Raw genomic sequence first — 15,994 nt, forward strand, 5'->3', positions numbered from 1 at the left:
TGGTGAGGTGTGACATTTTATTGGACCGCGCGAGCGGAGACAAGAGTCCCCGCCGCGCGGCTTCGGAACCGCGGTTTCACGGCCGGTCCGGGCTCACGCGCCGTCGCCGGCCGGCCCGGCGGCCCCCGCCGCCAGCTGCGCCAGCGGCACCGGGCAGGACAGGGGACGGCTGTCCGCCCGGGGCTCCCCCGTCGCGCCGGAGAGGCAGGCCACCGCCGGACCGCACATCCGGCCCTGGCACCAGCCCATCCCGGCGCGGGTGAGCAGCTTGACGGTCCGCGCGTCGCCCGCGCCGAGCTCCTCGACCGCCTCGGTGATCGCGGCGGCGGGGACCTCCTCGCAGCGGCAGACGTCGGTGTCCGGCCGCAGCCAGCCGGTCCAGCCGGGGCCGGGCCGGTGGGCCGCCGCCATCAGGTCGGCGAAGGCCCGCAGCCGGGCGCGGCGCCGCCGCACCGAGCCGCGCGGAGCGGCCCCGGCCACCGCGTGCGCGGCCAGCTCGCCCTCGGCGATCGCCAGGTCGGCGCCGCCGACGCCGCAGGTCTCGCCGGCCGCCCAGAGCCCGGGGACGGTGGTGCGCAGCCCGGCGTCCACCTTCAGCGCGACCGCGCCGTCGGGGCCCGCCACCGTCTCGGCGCCGGCCTCGGTGGCGAGCTCGATCTGCGGCAGCAGGCCGTGGCCGACGGCGAGCGCGTCGCACTCGATCCGCTTCTCGGTGCCGGGCACCGGCCGCCACCGGGCGTCCAGCTTGGCGATCGTGACCGCGGTGACCCGGTCGGTCCCGTGGGCCTCGACGACCGCGGCGCGGCGGCGCAGCCGGACGCGGTGACGCAGGAACGCGGTGCCGTGCACGGCGCCCTCGGCGAGCTTGGCCGGGACGGCGGCCAGCACGTGCGGACGGCGGGCGTAGCCGAAGTAGTCGGTGGCCTCGACCACGGCGGGCACCTCGGCCCCGGCGGTGACCAGCGAGGAGGCCGCCGCGAGCAGCAGCGGACCGCTGCCGGCGACCACGACCCGGCGGCCGGGCAGGACCAGCCCGGACTTGAGCATGGCCTGGGCGCCGCCGGCGGTGACCACCCCGGGCAGCGTCCAGCCGGGGAACGGGAGCTGCCGCTCGTACGCACCGGTGGCGAGCAGCACGGCGCCGGCCCGGACGGTCGCCCGGTCGTCGGCACCGGGGCCGAGGGTGGCGTGCACGGCCCACGCCGTGTCGCCCGCGCGCTCCAGCGCCCAGACCTGGTGGTTGCCGAGCAGGTCGACCCGGCCGGCCTCGCGGTGCGCGGTGAGCCGGTCGGCGAGGCCGGTGTAGACGGACCACCCGTGGTGCAGCCGCTCCGGGCGGGCGGCGCCGAGGCCGGGCGCGGGGTGGCGGTAGAACTGGCCGCCGGTGCGCGCGCCCGCGTCGAGCAGGGCGCAGCGCAGGCCGAGGTCGGCGGCGGTCACGGCCGCGGCGAGACCGGCCGGGCCGGCGCCGATCACGGCGAGGTCGTACACCGGGCCGCCGCCGGGGCGGGGGGCGTCAGACGGCGAGGTCGGCACGGCCGTTGCCCTCCTGGGTGGTGACGGTGGTGCCGGGCTCGGCCGGCAGCAGGCAGGTGCGCTGGTTGGGGCGCCCGTCGACGGTGGCCAGGCAGTCGAAGCAGACGCCGATCCCGCAGAACGCGCCGCGCGGCTTGCCGCCGACCCGGGTGGTCCGCCAGGCCAGTACGCCGTCGGCCCAGAGCGCGGCGGCGATCGTCTGCCCGGGCAGCGCGGGGACGGGCCGGCCGTCGAACTCGATCGTGTGGGCGGGGCCGGGCTCCGCCCCGACCAGGGCGGCCGGGGTCCGGCGCCGATTGGGCGGGTTCATCCGCGCGTTCTCCATTCCGAAGGTCCACTGTTCGATCGTTCCGGCCGCCCCCGCCGCGCCAGCCCCCGCCCGAGGCGGGTCCCCGTCGGCCGGGCTCTGCCCGCCGGGCCGCCCGGGCCGCACCGGCCGCCGCGGCCCGCTCTCCGCACTCTGCGGCGCTCAGGCCGGGGCCGCCGCCGGGAAGCGGTCGGCCCGGAAGGGGGCGAGGTCCAGCTCCGGCTGCTTGCCGGTGAGCTGCTCGGCGATCAGCAGCCCGGTCGCCGGGGCGAGCCCGATGCCCGCACCCTCGTGGCCGCAGGCGTGGTACAGCCCGGGCACCCGGGGGTCCGCACCGATCGCGGGCAGGTGGTCCGGCAGGTAGGGCCGGAATCCCCGGTAGGCGCGCAGCACGGAGACTTCGGCGAGCACCGGGAACAGTGCCGCCGCCTGGGCGGCCAGCCGGTGCAGCACCTCCACCGACATCGTCCGGTCGAACCCGACCCGCTCCCGGCTGGCGCCGATCAGCACCGGCCCACCGGGCGTCCCCTCCACCACCGCCGAGGTCTGCAGCGCGGCCGAACCGCTGGCCACGTCCGCTACGTAGTCGGCGGCGTAGACCTTGCGCCGGACGATCCGCGGCAGCGGCTCGGTGACCAGGACGAACCCGCGCCGTGGCAGCACCGGCAGGTGCACCCCGGCCAGCGCGGCCAGCTCGCCGCCCCAGGTGCCGGCCGCGTTGACCACGGCCGGCGCGGCCAGCCGCAGCCGGTCGGTCACCACGCCCCGCACGGCGCCGTCCGGGCCGGTCACCAGCTCGCGGACGGTCTCGCCGGTGTGCAGCACGGCGCCGGCCCGGCGGGCGGCCCGGAGCAGGTGGGCGGCGGCCAGCGCGGGCTGGACCTGGGCGTCCTGCGGGTAGTGGAAGCCGCCGGCCAGCCCGGGGGCGAGGTGCGGCTCCAGCTCGTGCAGCCGCTCGCCGGGGATCTCCTCGGCGACGACCCCGACCTCGGTCTGCTCGGCGGCGAAGGCGCGCAGGGCGTCCTGCCGGGCGGGCGTGGCGGCCACGACGAGGCCGCCCTTGGGCTCGTACTCCATCGCCTCGCCGAGCTCCTCGGCGAGGTCCTGCCAGAGCCGGGTGGAGAGCAGCGCGAGGTCGAGCTCGGGCCCGGGCTCCTTGTCGGAGACCAGCAGGTTGCCCTCGCCGGCGCCGGTGGTGCCGCCGGCCACCGGACCGCGGTCGACCACGACGACGGCGAGCCCGGCGCGGGCGGCGTAGTAGGCGCAGGCGGCGCCGACCACGCCGGCGCCGACCACGACGAGATCCGGGGAAGGTCTCTGAGGCTTGGACACGACAGTAATATGTCACATGCCATCCCGCCTGCCAAGACCGCCCCGCCGGACCGGCGCGCCCATGCAGAAGCCCCGGCCCGCCGGGGTGCGGCAGGCCGGGGCCTCAGGACGGTTCAGCGTCTCGGACGGCGGCTCAGGTGATGTCGTCCATCTGCTCGTGCCGCGCGGCCGGGACGGGGGCGCTCCCCGCCGGGGCCGCCGACGCCTCCACGGCCTCCGGCCCGCTCACCGGCTGCACCGAGAGGTCCAGGTGCGAGGCCTCCTCGTCGTCCAGCGCGAGGTCGGGGTTGCGGCGGGCCCGGCGCTTGTCGTTGAGCAGCGCGATGCCGACGGCGATGAAGTACAGCGCCCAGATCGGCGCCGCCAGCACCAGCATGCTGACCGGGTCGGCGCTCGGCGTGGCGAAGGCCGCGAACACGGTGATGGCCATCACCATGCCGCGCCACCAGCCGAGCAGCCGCTTGCCGGTGACGATGCCGACCATGTTCAGCATCACCAGCAGCAATGGGAACTCGAAGGCGAGGCCGAAGACCAGCACCATCCGGGTGGCGATGTCGAAGTAGTCGTCCGGCGGCAGGATCGGGGTCGTGTCGGTCGGGCTGAACGAGATCAGCACCTCGACCGTGGTCGGCATCACCAGGAACGCGCAGCCCACGCCCGCCAGGAACAGCGGCGCACCGCAGGCCATGAAGATCACCGTGTACTTGCGCTCGTGCTTGTGCAGGCCGGGCGCCACGAAGGCCCAGAGCTGGTAGAGCCAGACCGGCACGGCGGCGACCACGGCGGCCGTCAGCGCGACCTTGAGCATCCAGTTGAAACCGGCGGTGAGGCCGACGATGGAGACCTGTGCGCAGCGGCCTTCGTACTGCGCGGCATTGCTCGGGTCGCACCGCGGGATCGGCTTCAGCAGGAGCGACTCGATCTGCTTGTGGAAGATCAGCGCGACGATCGTGAACACGACGATCACCAGGACCGACTTGACCACGCGGTTCCGCAGTTCCCGCAGGTGGTCGGCGAGGGCCATCCGCCCCTCAGGATCCTTGGGCGCCTTCGGCGCCTTGGAGAGCTTGCTCAACCCCGGTCCTCAACTCGTGCGTCGAGGCCCGCCGGTCGACGGGCCTCCATGGTCGCGTGCGGCACCCGTTCCCGGGTACGGCGGGCACCGCTCACTGCGGTCGGCCGGCGTCCCCGGCGGCCTGCTCGTTCACCGGCCGGGCGGTCGCGGACGCCCCCGGCGCGGCCTGGATGGTCTTCGCCGGTGCAGCCTCGGTGACCGCGGGCGCGCCCTGGGCCGGCGCGGCCGGTTCGTCGGCGCCGTCGGACTTCATCGCCTTGGCCTCGCTCTTGAGGATCCGCATCGACTGGCCGAGCGAGCGTGCCAGCTCGGGCAGTCGCTTCGCGCCGAAGAGCACAATGGCAAAAACCACGATCACCAGGATCGCGGTCCCCGAGACCCGCATACTCGACCACCTTCAGTCACGGCGGCACCGGTGGGCCGCCCGCTGCGGGGATGGTAACCGCGGCGGGTAACGCCCTGACGACGGCCGCCCGAACAGGACAGCGGCCCCGGTCGCACGGCGCAGGAGCCAACTGAGAGCGTAACGCGCCCGACGCCGCCGGCAGCAGCCCCCGGCAGCCCCGACGTCCCGATGTGCCGGGCGCCACGTCGGGCGGATCCGCGGCCGGGGCGGGCGCTCCGGTCAGCGCTGCGGCACCGCCGCGGCGAGGTCGCCGGCCGCCTCGGCCAGCGCGCGCGAGGCGGCGTCCACCCCCTTCGCCAGCGCCCGCACGTCCAGCCAGAGCCGGATCGCGAGGACGCCGAGGACCATCAGGCCGGCGGTGACGAGCAGGACGGCGGCGACGAGCATCCAGGACATGCCCACCACCCTATCGACCCGGGCCCCGCCGCCACTCCCCCGCGGCGGGCGTCAGCCCTCGGCCGGCACCAGCCGCATCGTCCGCACCCCGGCCCCGGTCAGCGCCTTGACGATCTTCTCCCCCGCAGGCTTGCGCACCGAAGCCCCGCAGAGCGGGCAGCCGAAGCTGTAGTGCGCCTGCTCCGGGGCGCTGCCGAACGTCAGGCGGAACTCCTCCGCCGGCAGTTCGACCTTCTCCCGGCACTCGGAGCAGTACACCTTGAATCTGGTCCCCGGCTCCACGGGGCTCAGACCAGCCCGGCCACGGCGGCCGGCGGCTCGCCGTACGCCGCCAGCGCCTCCTGCGCCGCCGCGCGTGCCTGCTCCGCGAGCTCCGGCGGCGAGACGATCCGCCCGTCCCGGCCCAGCCGCAGCGCCAGCGGGCGCAGCTGGGAGGGGTCGGCGCTGCGCAGGGTGATCCGCAGGCCGCCGTCGGGCAGTTCCTCGGCGCGGTCGTGGGTGTAGTACTCGGCGACCCAGCGCCCACCAGAGGTGACCTCGACGACCACCTCGGGGTCGTCGGCGGACGGGTTGACCAGCCCGCCGGAGAGGTCGCGCGGCTCGCGCTTCGGCGGGTCGGAGGGGACGTCCAGGACCTTGATCTCGGCAACCCGGTCGAGCCGGAACATCCGGTGGTCCTCGGAGGTCCGGCACCAGGCCTCCAGGTAGGTGTGACCCTCGGTGAGCAGCCGGATCGGGTCCACCTCGCGCTCGGTCATGCCGCCGCGGCCGTGCGAGTAGTAGCGCAGCCAGAGCCGGCGGCCCTCGCTGAGCGCTCGGTCGATGTCGGCGAAGACGTGGCTCTCGGCCTCGAAGGTGACACCGACCCGGGCGCTGCCCTCGGCGCTGTCCCCGGCCGCGTTCTCGATCTTGGCGACGGCGCGGGTGAGCGCCTCCCGGTCGCCGGCGCGCAGGCCGGGCAGGCCGGCCACCGCACGGGCGGCCACCAGCAGCGCGGTCGCCTCGTCGGCGGCCAGCCGCAGCGGCTGGGCGACGTCGTCGACGTTGTGCCACCAGATCCGCTCGCCGTCGGTGTCGATGTCGAGCAGGTCGCCGCCGCGGAAGCTGGTGCCGCACATCGGCAGCACGTTGAGGTCGCCGATCAGCTCGCGCTCGGTGATGCCGAAGGCACGGGCCACCTCGGCCACCTCGGCGCCGGGGCGCTCGCGCAGGTAGGTGACCAGCGACAGCATCCGCCGGGTCTGGTCGATCGCGTTGCTCATGCCCGTACTCCTTCGACACCGTCAACCGCAGCAACCCCGTCGGCCGCAGCGGCTCCGTCCGCCGCCACGCCGGCGACCGCGCGCAGCCGCTCGATCACGTCGGCGCGCAGCTCCTCCGGGCCGAGCACCAGCACGTCCGGGCCGAACTCGGCGAGGTCGGCGCCGAGCCCGTTGCCGTAGGGGATCTCCAGCTCGTCCCAGGTCTCGTCGACCCGCCGGGAGCTCAGCGCCTTGGTGCGCAGCGGGAATCCGGCGTCCCGGCGGACCCGTACCGCGGCGGTGGCGGTGGCGCCCTCGCCGGCGAACTTGGCCACGGTGGCACGGACGTCGACGTGCTCGGGGACGGTGCCGAGGAAGGCGCCGGAGCGGGCGCGGACCTTCCCGGTGATCCGGCTGAGCCGGAAGACGCGGGCGTCGCCGCGGTCGCGGTCCCAGCCGGCCAGGTACCAGTGGCCGCGCCAGCACTCCAGCGCCCAGGGCTCGACGGCGCGCTGCTCGACGGCGGCGGCCCCGGCCTTGCGGTACTCGAAGGTGACCGGGCGGCGGTCGCGGGCGGCGGTGAGCAGCGGCTCGAAGGCGGCCTCGCGGGCGGGGATGCGCGGCTCCAGGGCGGTGCGGCCCTCGGTCTCGGTGAAGGGCACGCCGGCGGCGCGCAGCTTCTGCAGGGCGCCGCTGGCCGCGCCGGACATCTTGGCCTGCTGCCAGACCCGGGCAGCCAGGGTGAGCGCGGCGGCCTCCTCGGCGTCCAGCGCGATCTCGGGCAGGCGGTTGCGGTCCGCGCGGGCGAGGTAGCCGAGCTCGCCGTCCAGGGCGTTCTCGTCAACGTCGATGACCAGGCCGAGCTCGCGCAGGTCGTCCTTGTCCCGCTCGAACATCCGGTTGAAGGCGTCCTCGCTGCTGCTCTGCCAGGCTTCGCGGTAGGCCTCGATGGACTCCCGCAGCTCCTTCTTGGAGAGCGGTCGTCTGGTGTTCATCAGGCACAGGGCGAGATTCATCAGCCGCTCTGCCTTGGCGATCGCCATCGCTGACCCTTCCGGTGTGCCGCGCCGCGCGCGGGGTGCGCCCGCCGGGTGGTCCTCGACCCGGCGGGACCGACCGTACCGGTAGCGGTACGCACTGCAAAAGCCGAGTCCGCAAACGCGTGGGGCCGCACCCCCGGCAGGGGGGTGCGGCCCTCGCTCGCGACCGGTCGGGACCGGGTCAGACGGCGATCAGGTCGACGACGAAGATCAGAGTCGAGTTCGCCGGGATGGCCGGGGTCGGCGACTGCGCGCCGTAGCCCAGCTTCGCGGGGATGACCAGCTCGCGGCGGCCGCCGACCTTCATGCCGACGACGCCCTGGTCCCAGCCCTTGATGACGCGGCCGGCGCCGAGCGGGAACTTGAAGGTGCTGTTGCGGTTCCAGCTGGCGTCGAACTCCTCGCCGGTCTCGAAGGTGACACCGACGTAGTGCACCTCGACGACCTGGCCCGGCTTGGCCTCCTCGCCGGTGCCGACCTCGATGTCGCGGATCTGGAGCTCGGTCGGGGCGTCGCCGCCCGGGAAGTCGATCTCCGGCTTCGTCTTGTTGCTCACAACTGCCTCTTCTCGGTTTCGGTTCCATCCATGACCAAGCGGCGGGCGCCCGCACCCGGTCCGTTCCCGGACCACGGTACGGGCGCCCGCCGCCCGTCCGGACTCAGGCCACGCGGCCGAGCCCGAAGGTCACACGCGCACCATTGTCCCTCGAAAGTGGATCAGCCCTGACCCGCATCCAGGATGTCGACCACGAACACCAGGGTGGAGTTGGCCGGGATGTCGCCCTGGCCCTTGTCGCCGTACGCCAGCGCGGCAGGGATGACCAGCTCGACGCGGCTGCCGACGGTCTGGCCCTCCAGGCCCTGGTCCCAGCCGGCGATGACCTGGCCGCCGCCCACCGGGAAGGAGAACGCCTGGCCCTTGCTCAGCGAGGAGTCGAAGACCTTGCCGTCCTTGAAGAGCGCGCCGGTGTACTGGACGACGACCTTCTCGCCCTTCTCGACCTTGGGGCCGGTGCCCTTGATCAGGACGTGGCTCTTGAGCTCGGTCGGCTCGGCGGCGCCCTTCACCGGGGTGATCTCGGCCGGCTTCTTGCCGTTGTCCTTCACCTGCGGGAAGTCCGCGGGCGGCGGGGTGACGGTGCCGCCGACCACGGCGTCGGGCGCGTTGGCGTTGCGGACGTCGATGACGAAGACCAGGTTGTCCTTGGCCCCGATCGACATGCTCGGGTTGCCCTGGGCGCCGAACGCGGCGGCCGGCGGGGCCACCACCAGCAGCCGGCTGCCGGCCTTCTTGCCGAGCACGGCCTGGTCGAGCGCCGGGATCAGCGCGTCGGTGCCGGCCTGGAAGATCTGCGGCTTGCCCTTCTCGTCGTACGAGCTGGGGATGTCCTTGCCGGTGGTCCAGTCCTTGGCGGTGTAGTCGACCGAGGCCCAGGAGTTCTTCTCGACCTTGGGGCCGGTGCCCTCGGAGAGGACCTTCACCACGAAGCTGCCGTCGGCCTGCTCGCCGGGCACCACGATGCCGGCCTTCTTGCCGAACTCGCCGGTGATGGTCGGCAGCACCTTGGCGCTGTCCTTGATCGGCGGGACGGGGTCGGCGGTCGGCGTGGCCGGAGCGGTCTTCACCGCGTCGGGCTTGGCCGCGGTGTCGGACTTCGAGTCGCCGCCGTCCTTGTTCACCAGGTACAGCGTGACGCCGCTGCCGACCAGCAGCAGGGTGAGCACGGTGCCGAGGATCACACCCAGCTTGCCGACGCCGGGCGGGTTCTCGTCGTACCCAGCCTCCGAGGAGTCCTGGCGGCGCACGTTGGACGCGAAGATCTGCGGGGTGTCCTCGGTCTTCGTCGCGCCCGCCGACGGCTTGCTCCCGCCGGGCTGAGCCCAGCCGGCCTGCTGCTTCAAGATCGACGGCGGTACGACGATCGACTCGCCGTCGCCGGGCAGCGGGCCGCCGGGACGCGAGTCGGCCGGGTCCCCGGAGGAGTTCCCGTTCGCGGTGCCGGCCCCGCCCGGGCTCGACGCATTCTCAGACATGACTCCCCATCCATCTCGCCACGAGGTCTTCGAGGTCTACGGCCGGCGTGGTGAGCGCCGGGGTGCTGTCGCACTGCCGCCCGGGACCCGGACGCCGGCGGCGCCTACCACAGTGCGAGGGCAGTATGACAGGTCAGGATGAGGGCGGACGCTTCCATGTGCGAGCGCCCGCCCAAGCGTACGGAATCCCACCCGTCGCTCCTAGACCTCGCAGGTCCTCAGACCGCCTCAAGGATGTCGATCACGAACACCAGCGTCGAGTTCGCCGGCACCGCGCCCTGCGCCTGGTCCTTGTAGCCGAGGGCCGGCGGCACCACCAGCTCCACCCGGCTGCCGACGGTCTGGCCCACCAGGCCCTTGTCCCAGCCCTCGATCACACTGCCGGTGCCGATCTGCAGTGCCTGGGCACCGCCGTGGCTCCAGGACGAGTCGAACTGCTGGCCGTTGCTCCAGAGCACCCCGGTGTACTGCACGACCAGGGTCTGCCCGGCCTTCACCTGCTTGCCCTCGCCCTTGATCAGCACGGCCTGCTGGAGCTCGGTCGGCGCGGGCTGGCCGGGCGGGACGGTGATGGTCACGGGGGCCTTGCCGTTGTCCTTCACCTGCGGCATGGTCGGCGGCGGCTGCGTCATCGTCCCGGAGAGGGTGGAGTCCGGCGGCAGGCTCTCCATGATGTCCAGCACGAACACCACGGTGTCCCCCGGGCCGACGCCGAGCTGGGTGTTCCCCTGTTCGCCGAAGGCCGCGGCCGGCGGGGCCACCACCAGCAGCCGGCTGCCGACCTTCTTGCCGATCACGCTCTGGTCGAACGCCGGCACCAGCTGGCCGCTGCCCGCCTGGTACAGCTGCGGCTTGCCGCCGGCGTCGTACGAGCTCGGCAGATCCTTGCCGGTCGTCCAGTCCTTGGCGGTGTAGTTCACCGTCACCCAGTCGCCCTTGTTCACCGTGGAGCGGTCACCCTCGCTCACGGTGTTGACGACGAACTGGCCGCTCGGCGGTCCGTCGGGGATGGTGATCGTGGCCTTGCTCCCGAAACCGCCGCCCGACACGGTCGGCATCGGCGAGGCCTCGGACACCGGCGAGGGCACGGTGGGGGCCGCGGTGGGCGAGGTGGGCGTCGCCGGGCTGGTCGCCTTGGTGGAGCTGCTGCAGGCGACCGCCAGGAGCAGGGGCAGGGTGAGAAGCAAACCGGCGGTGCGGCGCACGGCGTTCCTAACTGTCGGTCGAAGTCGGCTCTCCGGACTCGACCGACAGCGTATGCCCAGGCGGCGCCGGGCCCCGGTAGACACCACCGGGGCCCGGCGCCGACGAAGATCACAGTCCGCGGGGATCGCACCCCCGCGGGGATCACGGCCCCGCCGGGATCACATCCCGGCGATCAGCTTCTCCACCCGCTCGTCCACCGAGCGGAACGGGTCCTTGCAGAGCACCGTCCGCTGCGCCTGGTCGTTCAGCTTCAGGTGCACCCAGTCCACCGTGAAGTCCCGGCGCTGCTCCTGCGCCCGGCGGATGAAGTCCCCGCGCAGCCGGGCCCGGGTGGTCTGCGGCGGGATCGACTTGGCCTCGAAGGTCTTGAGGTCGGTGGTCACCCGCTGCGCCTGGCCCTTGCCCTGGAGCAGGTAGAACAGCCCGCGCCGGCGGTGGATGTCGTGGTACGCGAGGTCGATCTGGGCGATCCGCGGGTTCGACATGCTCATCTGGTGCTTCTCGCGGTAGCGCTCGATGAGCTTGTACTTCATGATCCAGTCGATCTCGCCGGCCACGCCGTCGAGCCGCTCGGTGCGGACCGCCTCCAGGGTGCGGCCCCAGAGGTCCAGCACCCGGGCGATGGTCCCGGTGTTGATGCCCTTGCGGTCGGCGAACTCCAGCGCCTTGGTGAAGTACTCCTCCTGGATGTCCAGCGCGCTGGCCTCCCGGCCGTTGGCGAGCCGGACCTGGTGGGTGCCGGTGAGGTCGTGGCTGACCTCGCGGATCGCCCGGATCGGGTTCTCCAGCGTGAGGTCGCGCATCACCACCCCGGCCTCGATCAGCCGCAGCACCAGGTCGGTGGCGCCCACCTTGAGCAGGGTGGTGGTCTCCGACATGTTGGAGTCGCCGACGATGACGTGCAGCCGGCGGTAGCGCTCGGCGTCGGCGTGCGGCTCGTCGCGGGTGTTGATGATCGGGCGGGAGCGGGTGGTCGCCGAGCTCACGCCCTCCCAGATGTGCTCGGCGCGCTGGCTGACGCAGTAGACCGCACCGCGCGGGGTCTGCAGCACCTTGCCGGCGCCGCAGATCAGCTGCCTGGTCACCAGGAACGGGATCAGGACGTCCGCCAGCCGGGAGAACTCGCCGTGCCGGGCCACCAGGTAGTTCTCGTGGCAGCCGTAGGAGTTGCCGGCCGAGTCGGTGTTGTTCTTGAAGAGGTAGACGTCCCCCGCGATGCCCTCCTCGTGCAGCCGCCGCTCGGCGTCCACCAGGAGGCCTTCGAGGATGCGCTCGCCGGCCTTGTCGTGCGTCACCAGCTCGACGACGTCGTCGCACTCGGGGGTGGCGTACTCGGGGTGGGAGCCGACGTCGAGGTAGAGCCGGGCACCGTTGCGCAGGAACACGTTGCTGCTGCGGCCCCAGGAGACAACACGGCGGAAGAGGTACCGTGCCACCTCGTCCGGCGACAGCCGCCGCTGCCCGCGGAACGTGCAGGTGACGCCGTACTCGTTCTCCAGCCCGAAGATCCGGCGGTCCATGAGGCGTCCTCCTAGATGGGAGCTGTCCGAAACCGCCTCCGCGACGCCGTACCGGCCGCCGCAGGGGCACCGGAGCCCCGTACGCCGGCGGACCGCCGCCGTACGGGACTCGCCGGGTACTGCTAATCCGACGGCCCTGCGGCCGCCGGCTTCTCCTCGTCGTCCGTCTCGGCGGACTGGTCGCCGTCGAGCAGCCGGGCGAGCTGGCCGCCCAGGATCCGCTTGAACTTGCGCTGCTGGAAGCGCTGGCGGTCCAGCACCGCCACCTCCAGCTGTTCGGGGGTGAGGGTGCGCGGGGTGCCGCCGTTCGGGTCCCGGGCGAGGGAGTCCACGGCGACCTTGACCGCCTCGGTGAGCGAGAGCCCGCTGCGGTGGCGCTGCCCCAGGTAGTTGCCGATCGAGTCGGCGTTGCCGCCCACCACCACGTAGTTCTTCTCGTCGACGACCGAGCCGTCCGGCGTGAGCCGGTAGATCTGGTCCTCGTCGGGGGTGCGGCCGACCTCGGCCACGATCAGCTCCACCTCGTACGGCTTCTCGCCGACCGAGGAGAAGATGGTGCCGAGCGTCTGGGCGTAGACGTTGGCCAGGCCCCGGGCGGTGACGTCGGCCCGGTCGTAGGAGTAGCCGCGCAGGTCGGCGTAGCGGACGCCGCCGATGCGCAGGTTCTCGAACTCGTTGTACCGGCCGACCGCCGCGAAGGCGATCTTGTCGTAGATCTCGGAGACCTTGTGGAGCGCCCGGGAGGTGTTCTCGGCGACGAAGACGATGCCGTCGGCGTAGGTGAGCACGACCACGCTGCGACCGCGCGCGATGCCCTTGCGGGCGTACTCCGCGCGGTCCGCCATGGCCTGCTGGGGCGAGACGTAGAACGGTGTCGACACCGGCGGTCGTCCCTTCCTTGGTAGGTGTGGCTAGAGCAGCGGGGCCTGCGGGCCGTTGGGGTGGGTGAGGCGCTGGTCGGTGATGGAGACCGCGATCTCCGAGACCTCGGCCTCGGTGAGCCGGCGGAAGCCGTCCTCGGTGATCAGCGAGACGATCGGGAAGATCTTGCGGGCGAGGTCAGGCCCGCCGGTGGCGGAGTCGTCGTCGGCCGCGTCGTAGAGCGCCTGGACGACCAGGGTGGCGGCCTGCTCGGCCGTCAGGTCGTCGCGGTAGAGCTTCTTCATCGAGCCGCGGGCGAAGACCGAGCCCGAGCCGGTGGCGGCGAACCCGCGCTCCTCGGAGCGGCCGCCCGTGACGTCGTAGGTGAAGATCCGGCCGCGCCCCTGGTCCAGGTCGTAGCCGGCGAAGAGCGGGACGACCGCCAGGCCCTGCATCGCCATGCCGAGGTTGCCCCGGATCATGGTGGTGAGGCGGTTGGCCTTGCCCTCCAGGGAGAGCACGGTGCCCTCGATCTTCTCGTAGTGCTCCAGCTCCAGCTGGAACAGCCGGACCATCTCGACCGCGAGGCCGGCGGTGCCGGCGATGCCGACGGCGCTGTACTCGTCCGCCGGGAAGACCTTCTCGATGTCGCGCTGGGCGATCACGTTGCCCATGGTGGCGCGGCGGTCACCCGCGAGGACCACGCCGCCGTCGAACACCGCGGAGACGATCGTCGTCCCGTGCGGGGCCTCGACCACGACGCCCTCGGGCAGCCCGCGCCGACCCGGAATCAGCTCCGGCTGGTGCTCGGCCAGGAAGTCGAGGAACGACGAGGACCCCGGGGTCAGGAAGGCAGCCGGTAGACGCCCGGTGCCACGAGTGTTGGCTTCCACACGATTCCTTCCAGGTAGCTTGAAGCGCGTTCTGCCCGCACCCTACCCGCCCGACGATCAACGTCCGTGCGGGTAGCGGCCGGACCCGGGCGGGCGGACGGCCCCTGCCGCCCGCCCGCTTCCGGCGGTCTCCTCCGCGAATTCCCGAATGCCCGGGACGGGGCTACTCGCCGCCCTTCTGGACAAACTGCCGCACGAAATCCTCGGCATTCGACTCCAGCACCTCGTCGATTTCGTCCAGAACCGCGTCGACGTCGTCGCTCAGCTTTTCCTGGCGCTCCTTGAGGTCGTCGGAATTCTGCGCTTCCGCGGCCTGCTCCTCGACCTCCTCGGAGGAGCGGTTCGCCCGCTGCTGGCCGCCGCCGGTGTCCTTGCTCGCCATTTCCCTCACCCCGCTCGATCGTCTGGCACGGTTTGGTCGTTGCTTGCTGCACCGACCCTATACACAAGGTGCGACTACCCGCTCCGGTTTGCCGGTGGCGCTTCCTGTCCAACACCCGCTGCCACCCCGGATGATTCCCATTCGGCGGACGTTCACCCATGGTGATCGAAAAGTTACCCGCCGGCCAGCACCCGGAGCAGGTCCTCGGCCGTGCGGCAGCGGTCCAGCAGCTCCTTGACGTGGTTGCGGGTGCCGCGCAGCGGCTCCAGGGTGGGCACCCGCTGGAGCGAGTCCCGGCCCGGCAGGTCGAAGATCACCGAGTCCCAGGAGGCCGCGGCCACGTGCTCGGCGTACTGCTCCAGGCAGCGCCCGCGGAAGTAGGCCCTGGTGTCCTCCGGAGGCTTGGTGACGGCCCGCTCGACCTCTTCCTCGGTGAGCAGCCGCTCGAACCTGCCGCGGGCCACCAGACGGTTGTAGAGGCCCTTCTCGGGCCGCACGTCGCTGTACTGGAGGTCGACCAGGTGGAGCCGGGAGTTGTCCCACTCCAGGGCGTCCCGGCTGCGGTAGCCCTCCAGGATCTCCCGCTTGGCGATCCAGTCCAGCTGCTTGGAGAGCGACATCGGGTCGCGCTCCAGCTTGCCCAGCACGTCCTCCCAGCGGGCCAGCACGTCGACGGTCTGCTCGTCGGCGTCGTTGCCGAAGCGGTCCTCGACGTACTTGCGGGCCAGCTCGAAGTACTCCAGCTGCAGCTGGACGGCGGTGAGCTTGCGGCCGTTGCGCAGCGTGATCAGGTGCTTCAGCGTCGGGTCGTGGGAGACCCGGTGCAGGGTGCGCACCGGCTGGTCGACGGCGAGGTCGGAGGCGATGAAGGCGTCCTCGATCATCGCCAGGACCAGCGAGGTGGTGCCCAGCTTGAGGTAGGTGGAGATCTCGGAGAGGTTCGCGTCCCCGATGATCACATGCAGCCGGCGGTACTTCTCGGCGTCGGCGTGCGGCTCGTCGCGGGTGTTGATGATCGGCCGCTTGAGGGTGGTCTCCAGGCCGACCTCGACCTCGAAGTAGTCGGCCCGCTGGCTGATCTGGAAGCCGTTGGCGGAGCCGTCCTGGCCGATGCCGACCCGGCCGGCGCCGGTGACCACCTGGCGCGAGACGAAGAACGGGGTGAGGTGGCGGACGATGTCGGCGAACGGCGTCGCCCGCTTCATCAGGTAGTTCTCGTGGGTGCCGTAGGAGGCGCCCTTGTTGTCGGTGTTGTTCTTGTAGAGGTGGATGGTCTGCCCGTTGGGCAGTTCCAGGGCGCGCTGGGCGGCGGCCGCCATGATCCGCTCGCCGGCCTTGTCCCAGAGCACGGCGTCGCGCGGGTTGGTCACCTCGGGCGAGCTGTACTCGGGGTGCGCGTGGTCGACGTAGAACCGCGCGCCGTTGGTCAGGATGACGTTGGCGAGGCCGATGTCCTCGTCGGTCAGCTGGCTGGCGTCCGCGACGTCGCGCGCGAGGTCGAAGCCCCGGGCGTCGCGCAGCGGATTCTCCTCCTCGAAGTCCCAGCGGGCCCGCCGCGCCCGGTGCATCGCCGCCGCGTAGGCGTTGACGATCTGGGACGAGGTGAGCATGGCGTTGGCGTTGGGGTGCCCGGGCACGGAGATCCCGTACTCGGTCTCGATGCCCATCACGCGCCGTACGGTCATGCGGCCCTCCTTGCCCGGTGCACCGCCCCCGCGGACGGAACACGCTGACGTACCGCTGAACAACACCGACGCCGGCGGTC

At 72.7% G+C, this 15,994-nt stretch carries 17 protein-coding genes; all 17 read right to left on the bottom strand.

Translation table 11 applies throughout. From position 1 onward, the window contains the following. Nucleotides 1-93 precede the first annotated feature (93 nt). The 17 genes from ACIPSC_RS02675 to dop all read right to left on the bottom strand — a co-directional run bounded on the left by ACIPSC_RS02675 (nt 94) and on the right by dop (nt 15,914). Nucleotides 94-1,536, bottom strand: a complete 1,443-nt coding sequence (locus ACIPSC_RS02675) for an NAD(P)/FAD-dependent oxidoreductase (RefSeq protein ID WP_400822408.1) — start codon at nt 1,534-1,536, stop codon at nt 94-96. Next, complete coding sequence (locus ACIPSC_RS02680) at nt 1,517-1,846, bottom strand: (2Fe-2S)-binding protein (protein WP_238739905.1); 330 nt, start codon at nt 1,844-1,846, stop codon at nt 1,517-1,519. The genes ACIPSC_RS02675 and ACIPSC_RS02680 overlap by 20 nt, the downstream gene beginning before the upstream one ends. Nucleotides 1,847-2,005: 159 nt before the next feature. Continuing rightward, nucleotides 2,006-3,175, bottom strand: a complete 1,170-nt coding sequence (locus ACIPSC_RS02685; RefSeq protein WP_400822410.1) for an NAD(P)/FAD-dependent oxidoreductase — start codon at nt 3,173-3,175, stop codon at nt 2,006-2,008. A gap of 133 nt (nt 3,176-3,308) precedes the next feature. Then, nucleotides 3,309-4,199, bottom strand: a complete 891-nt coding sequence (gene tatC / locus ACIPSC_RS02690; RefSeq protein WP_400822503.1) for a twin-arginine translocase subunit TatC — start codon at nt 4,197-4,199, stop codon at nt 3,309-3,311. Between the two features lie 142 nt (nt 4,200-4,341). Beyond that, a complete protein-coding gene (tatA, locus tag ACIPSC_RS02695) occupies nt 4,342-4,635 on the bottom strand; it encodes a Sec-independent protein translocase subunit TatA (RefSeq protein ID WP_400822411.1) in 294 nt (97 codons plus the stop codon). A gap of 240 nt (nt 4,636-4,875) precedes the next feature. Continuing rightward, the gene (locus tag ACIPSC_RS02700) at nt 4,876-5,052 is read right to left on the bottom strand and encodes a hypothetical protein (RefSeq protein ID WP_400822412.1); all 177 of its coding nucleotides are present in this window, start codon (nt 5,050-5,052) and stop codon (nt 4,876-4,878) included. A gap of 51 nt (nt 5,053-5,103) precedes the next feature. Next, nucleotides 5,104-5,334: a hypothetical protein gene (locus ACIPSC_RS02705; RefSeq protein ID WP_400822413.1), complete on the bottom strand. Its 231-nt coding sequence runs from the start codon at nt 5,332-5,334 to the stop codon at nt 5,104-5,106. A 5-nt stretch (nt 5,335-5,339) separates the two neighbouring features. Next, complete coding sequence (locus ACIPSC_RS02710) at nt 5,340-6,314, bottom strand: helix-turn-helix transcriptional regulator (protein ID WP_400822414.1); 975 nt, start codon at nt 6,312-6,314, stop codon at nt 5,340-5,342. Continuing rightward, the gene (locus ACIPSC_RS02715) at nt 6,311-7,336 is read right to left on the bottom strand and encodes a helix-turn-helix transcriptional regulator (protein ID WP_400822415.1); all 1,026 of its coding nucleotides are present in this window, start codon (nt 7,334-7,336) and stop codon (nt 6,311-6,313) included. Before ACIPSC_RS02715 ends, ACIPSC_RS02710 begins: the two co-directional genes overlap by 4 nt. 178 nt (nt 7,337-7,514) lie before the next feature. Then, nucleotides 7,515-7,889, bottom strand: coding sequence for an FKBP-type peptidyl-prolyl cis-trans isomerase (locus tag ACIPSC_RS02720; RefSeq protein ID WP_313763036.1), 375 nt, complete (start codon nt 7,887-7,889; stop codon nt 7,515-7,517). 161 nt (nt 7,890-8,050) lie between these two features. Then, nucleotides 8,051-9,367: an FKBP-type peptidyl-prolyl cis-trans isomerase gene (locus ACIPSC_RS02725; protein ID WP_400822418.1), complete on the bottom strand. Its 1,317-nt coding sequence runs from the start codon at nt 9,365-9,367 to the stop codon at nt 8,051-8,053. A 218-nt stretch (nt 9,368-9,585) separates the two neighbouring features. Continuing rightward, nucleotides 9,586-10,572 carry an FKBP-type peptidyl-prolyl cis-trans isomerase gene (locus ACIPSC_RS02730; RefSeq protein WP_400822419.1) on the bottom strand — a complete coding sequence of 329 codons (987 nt, stop codon included), beginning with the start codon at nt 10,570-10,572 and terminating at the stop codon, nt 9,586-9,588. A 159-nt stretch (nt 10,573-10,731) separates the two neighbouring features. Beyond that, nucleotides 10,732-12,093, bottom strand: a complete 1,362-nt coding sequence (gene pafA, locus ACIPSC_RS02735; protein WP_238739914.1) for a Pup--protein ligase — start codon at nt 12,091-12,093, stop codon at nt 10,732-10,734. 122 nt (nt 12,094-12,215) lie between these two features. Beyond that, the gene (gene prcA, locus ACIPSC_RS02740; protein WP_400822420.1) at nt 12,216-12,974 is read right to left on the bottom strand and encodes a proteasome subunit alpha; all 759 of its coding nucleotides are present in this window, start codon (nt 12,972-12,974) and stop codon (nt 12,216-12,218) included. Nucleotides 12,975-13,004: 30 nt separating this feature from the next. Then, nucleotides 13,005-13,847 carry a proteasome subunit beta gene (gene prcB / locus ACIPSC_RS02745; RefSeq protein ID WP_400822421.1) on the bottom strand — a complete coding sequence of 281 codons (843 nt, stop codon included), beginning with the start codon at nt 13,845-13,847 and terminating at the stop codon, nt 13,005-13,007. Nucleotides 13,848-14,010: 163 nt separating this feature from the next. Beyond that, the gene (locus tag ACIPSC_RS02750; RefSeq protein WP_238739917.1) at nt 14,011-14,229 is read right to left on the bottom strand and encodes a ubiquitin-like protein Pup; all 219 of its coding nucleotides are present in this window, start codon (nt 14,227-14,229) and stop codon (nt 14,011-14,013) included. 173 nt (nt 14,230-14,402) lie between these two features. Continuing rightward, the gene (gene dop, locus ACIPSC_RS02755) at nt 14,403-15,914 is read right to left on the bottom strand and encodes a depupylase/deamidase Dop (protein WP_400822422.1); all 1,512 of its coding nucleotides are present in this window, start codon (nt 15,912-15,914) and stop codon (nt 14,403-14,405) included. Between the last annotated feature and the right edge of the window lie 80 nt (nt 15,915-15,994).

Origin of the sequence: Kitasatospora sp. NPDC090091 (genome assembly GCF_044747365.1) — a bacterium.
Classification (GTDB): Bacteria; Actinomycetota; Actinomycetes; order Streptomycetales; family Streptomycetaceae; genus Kitasatospora.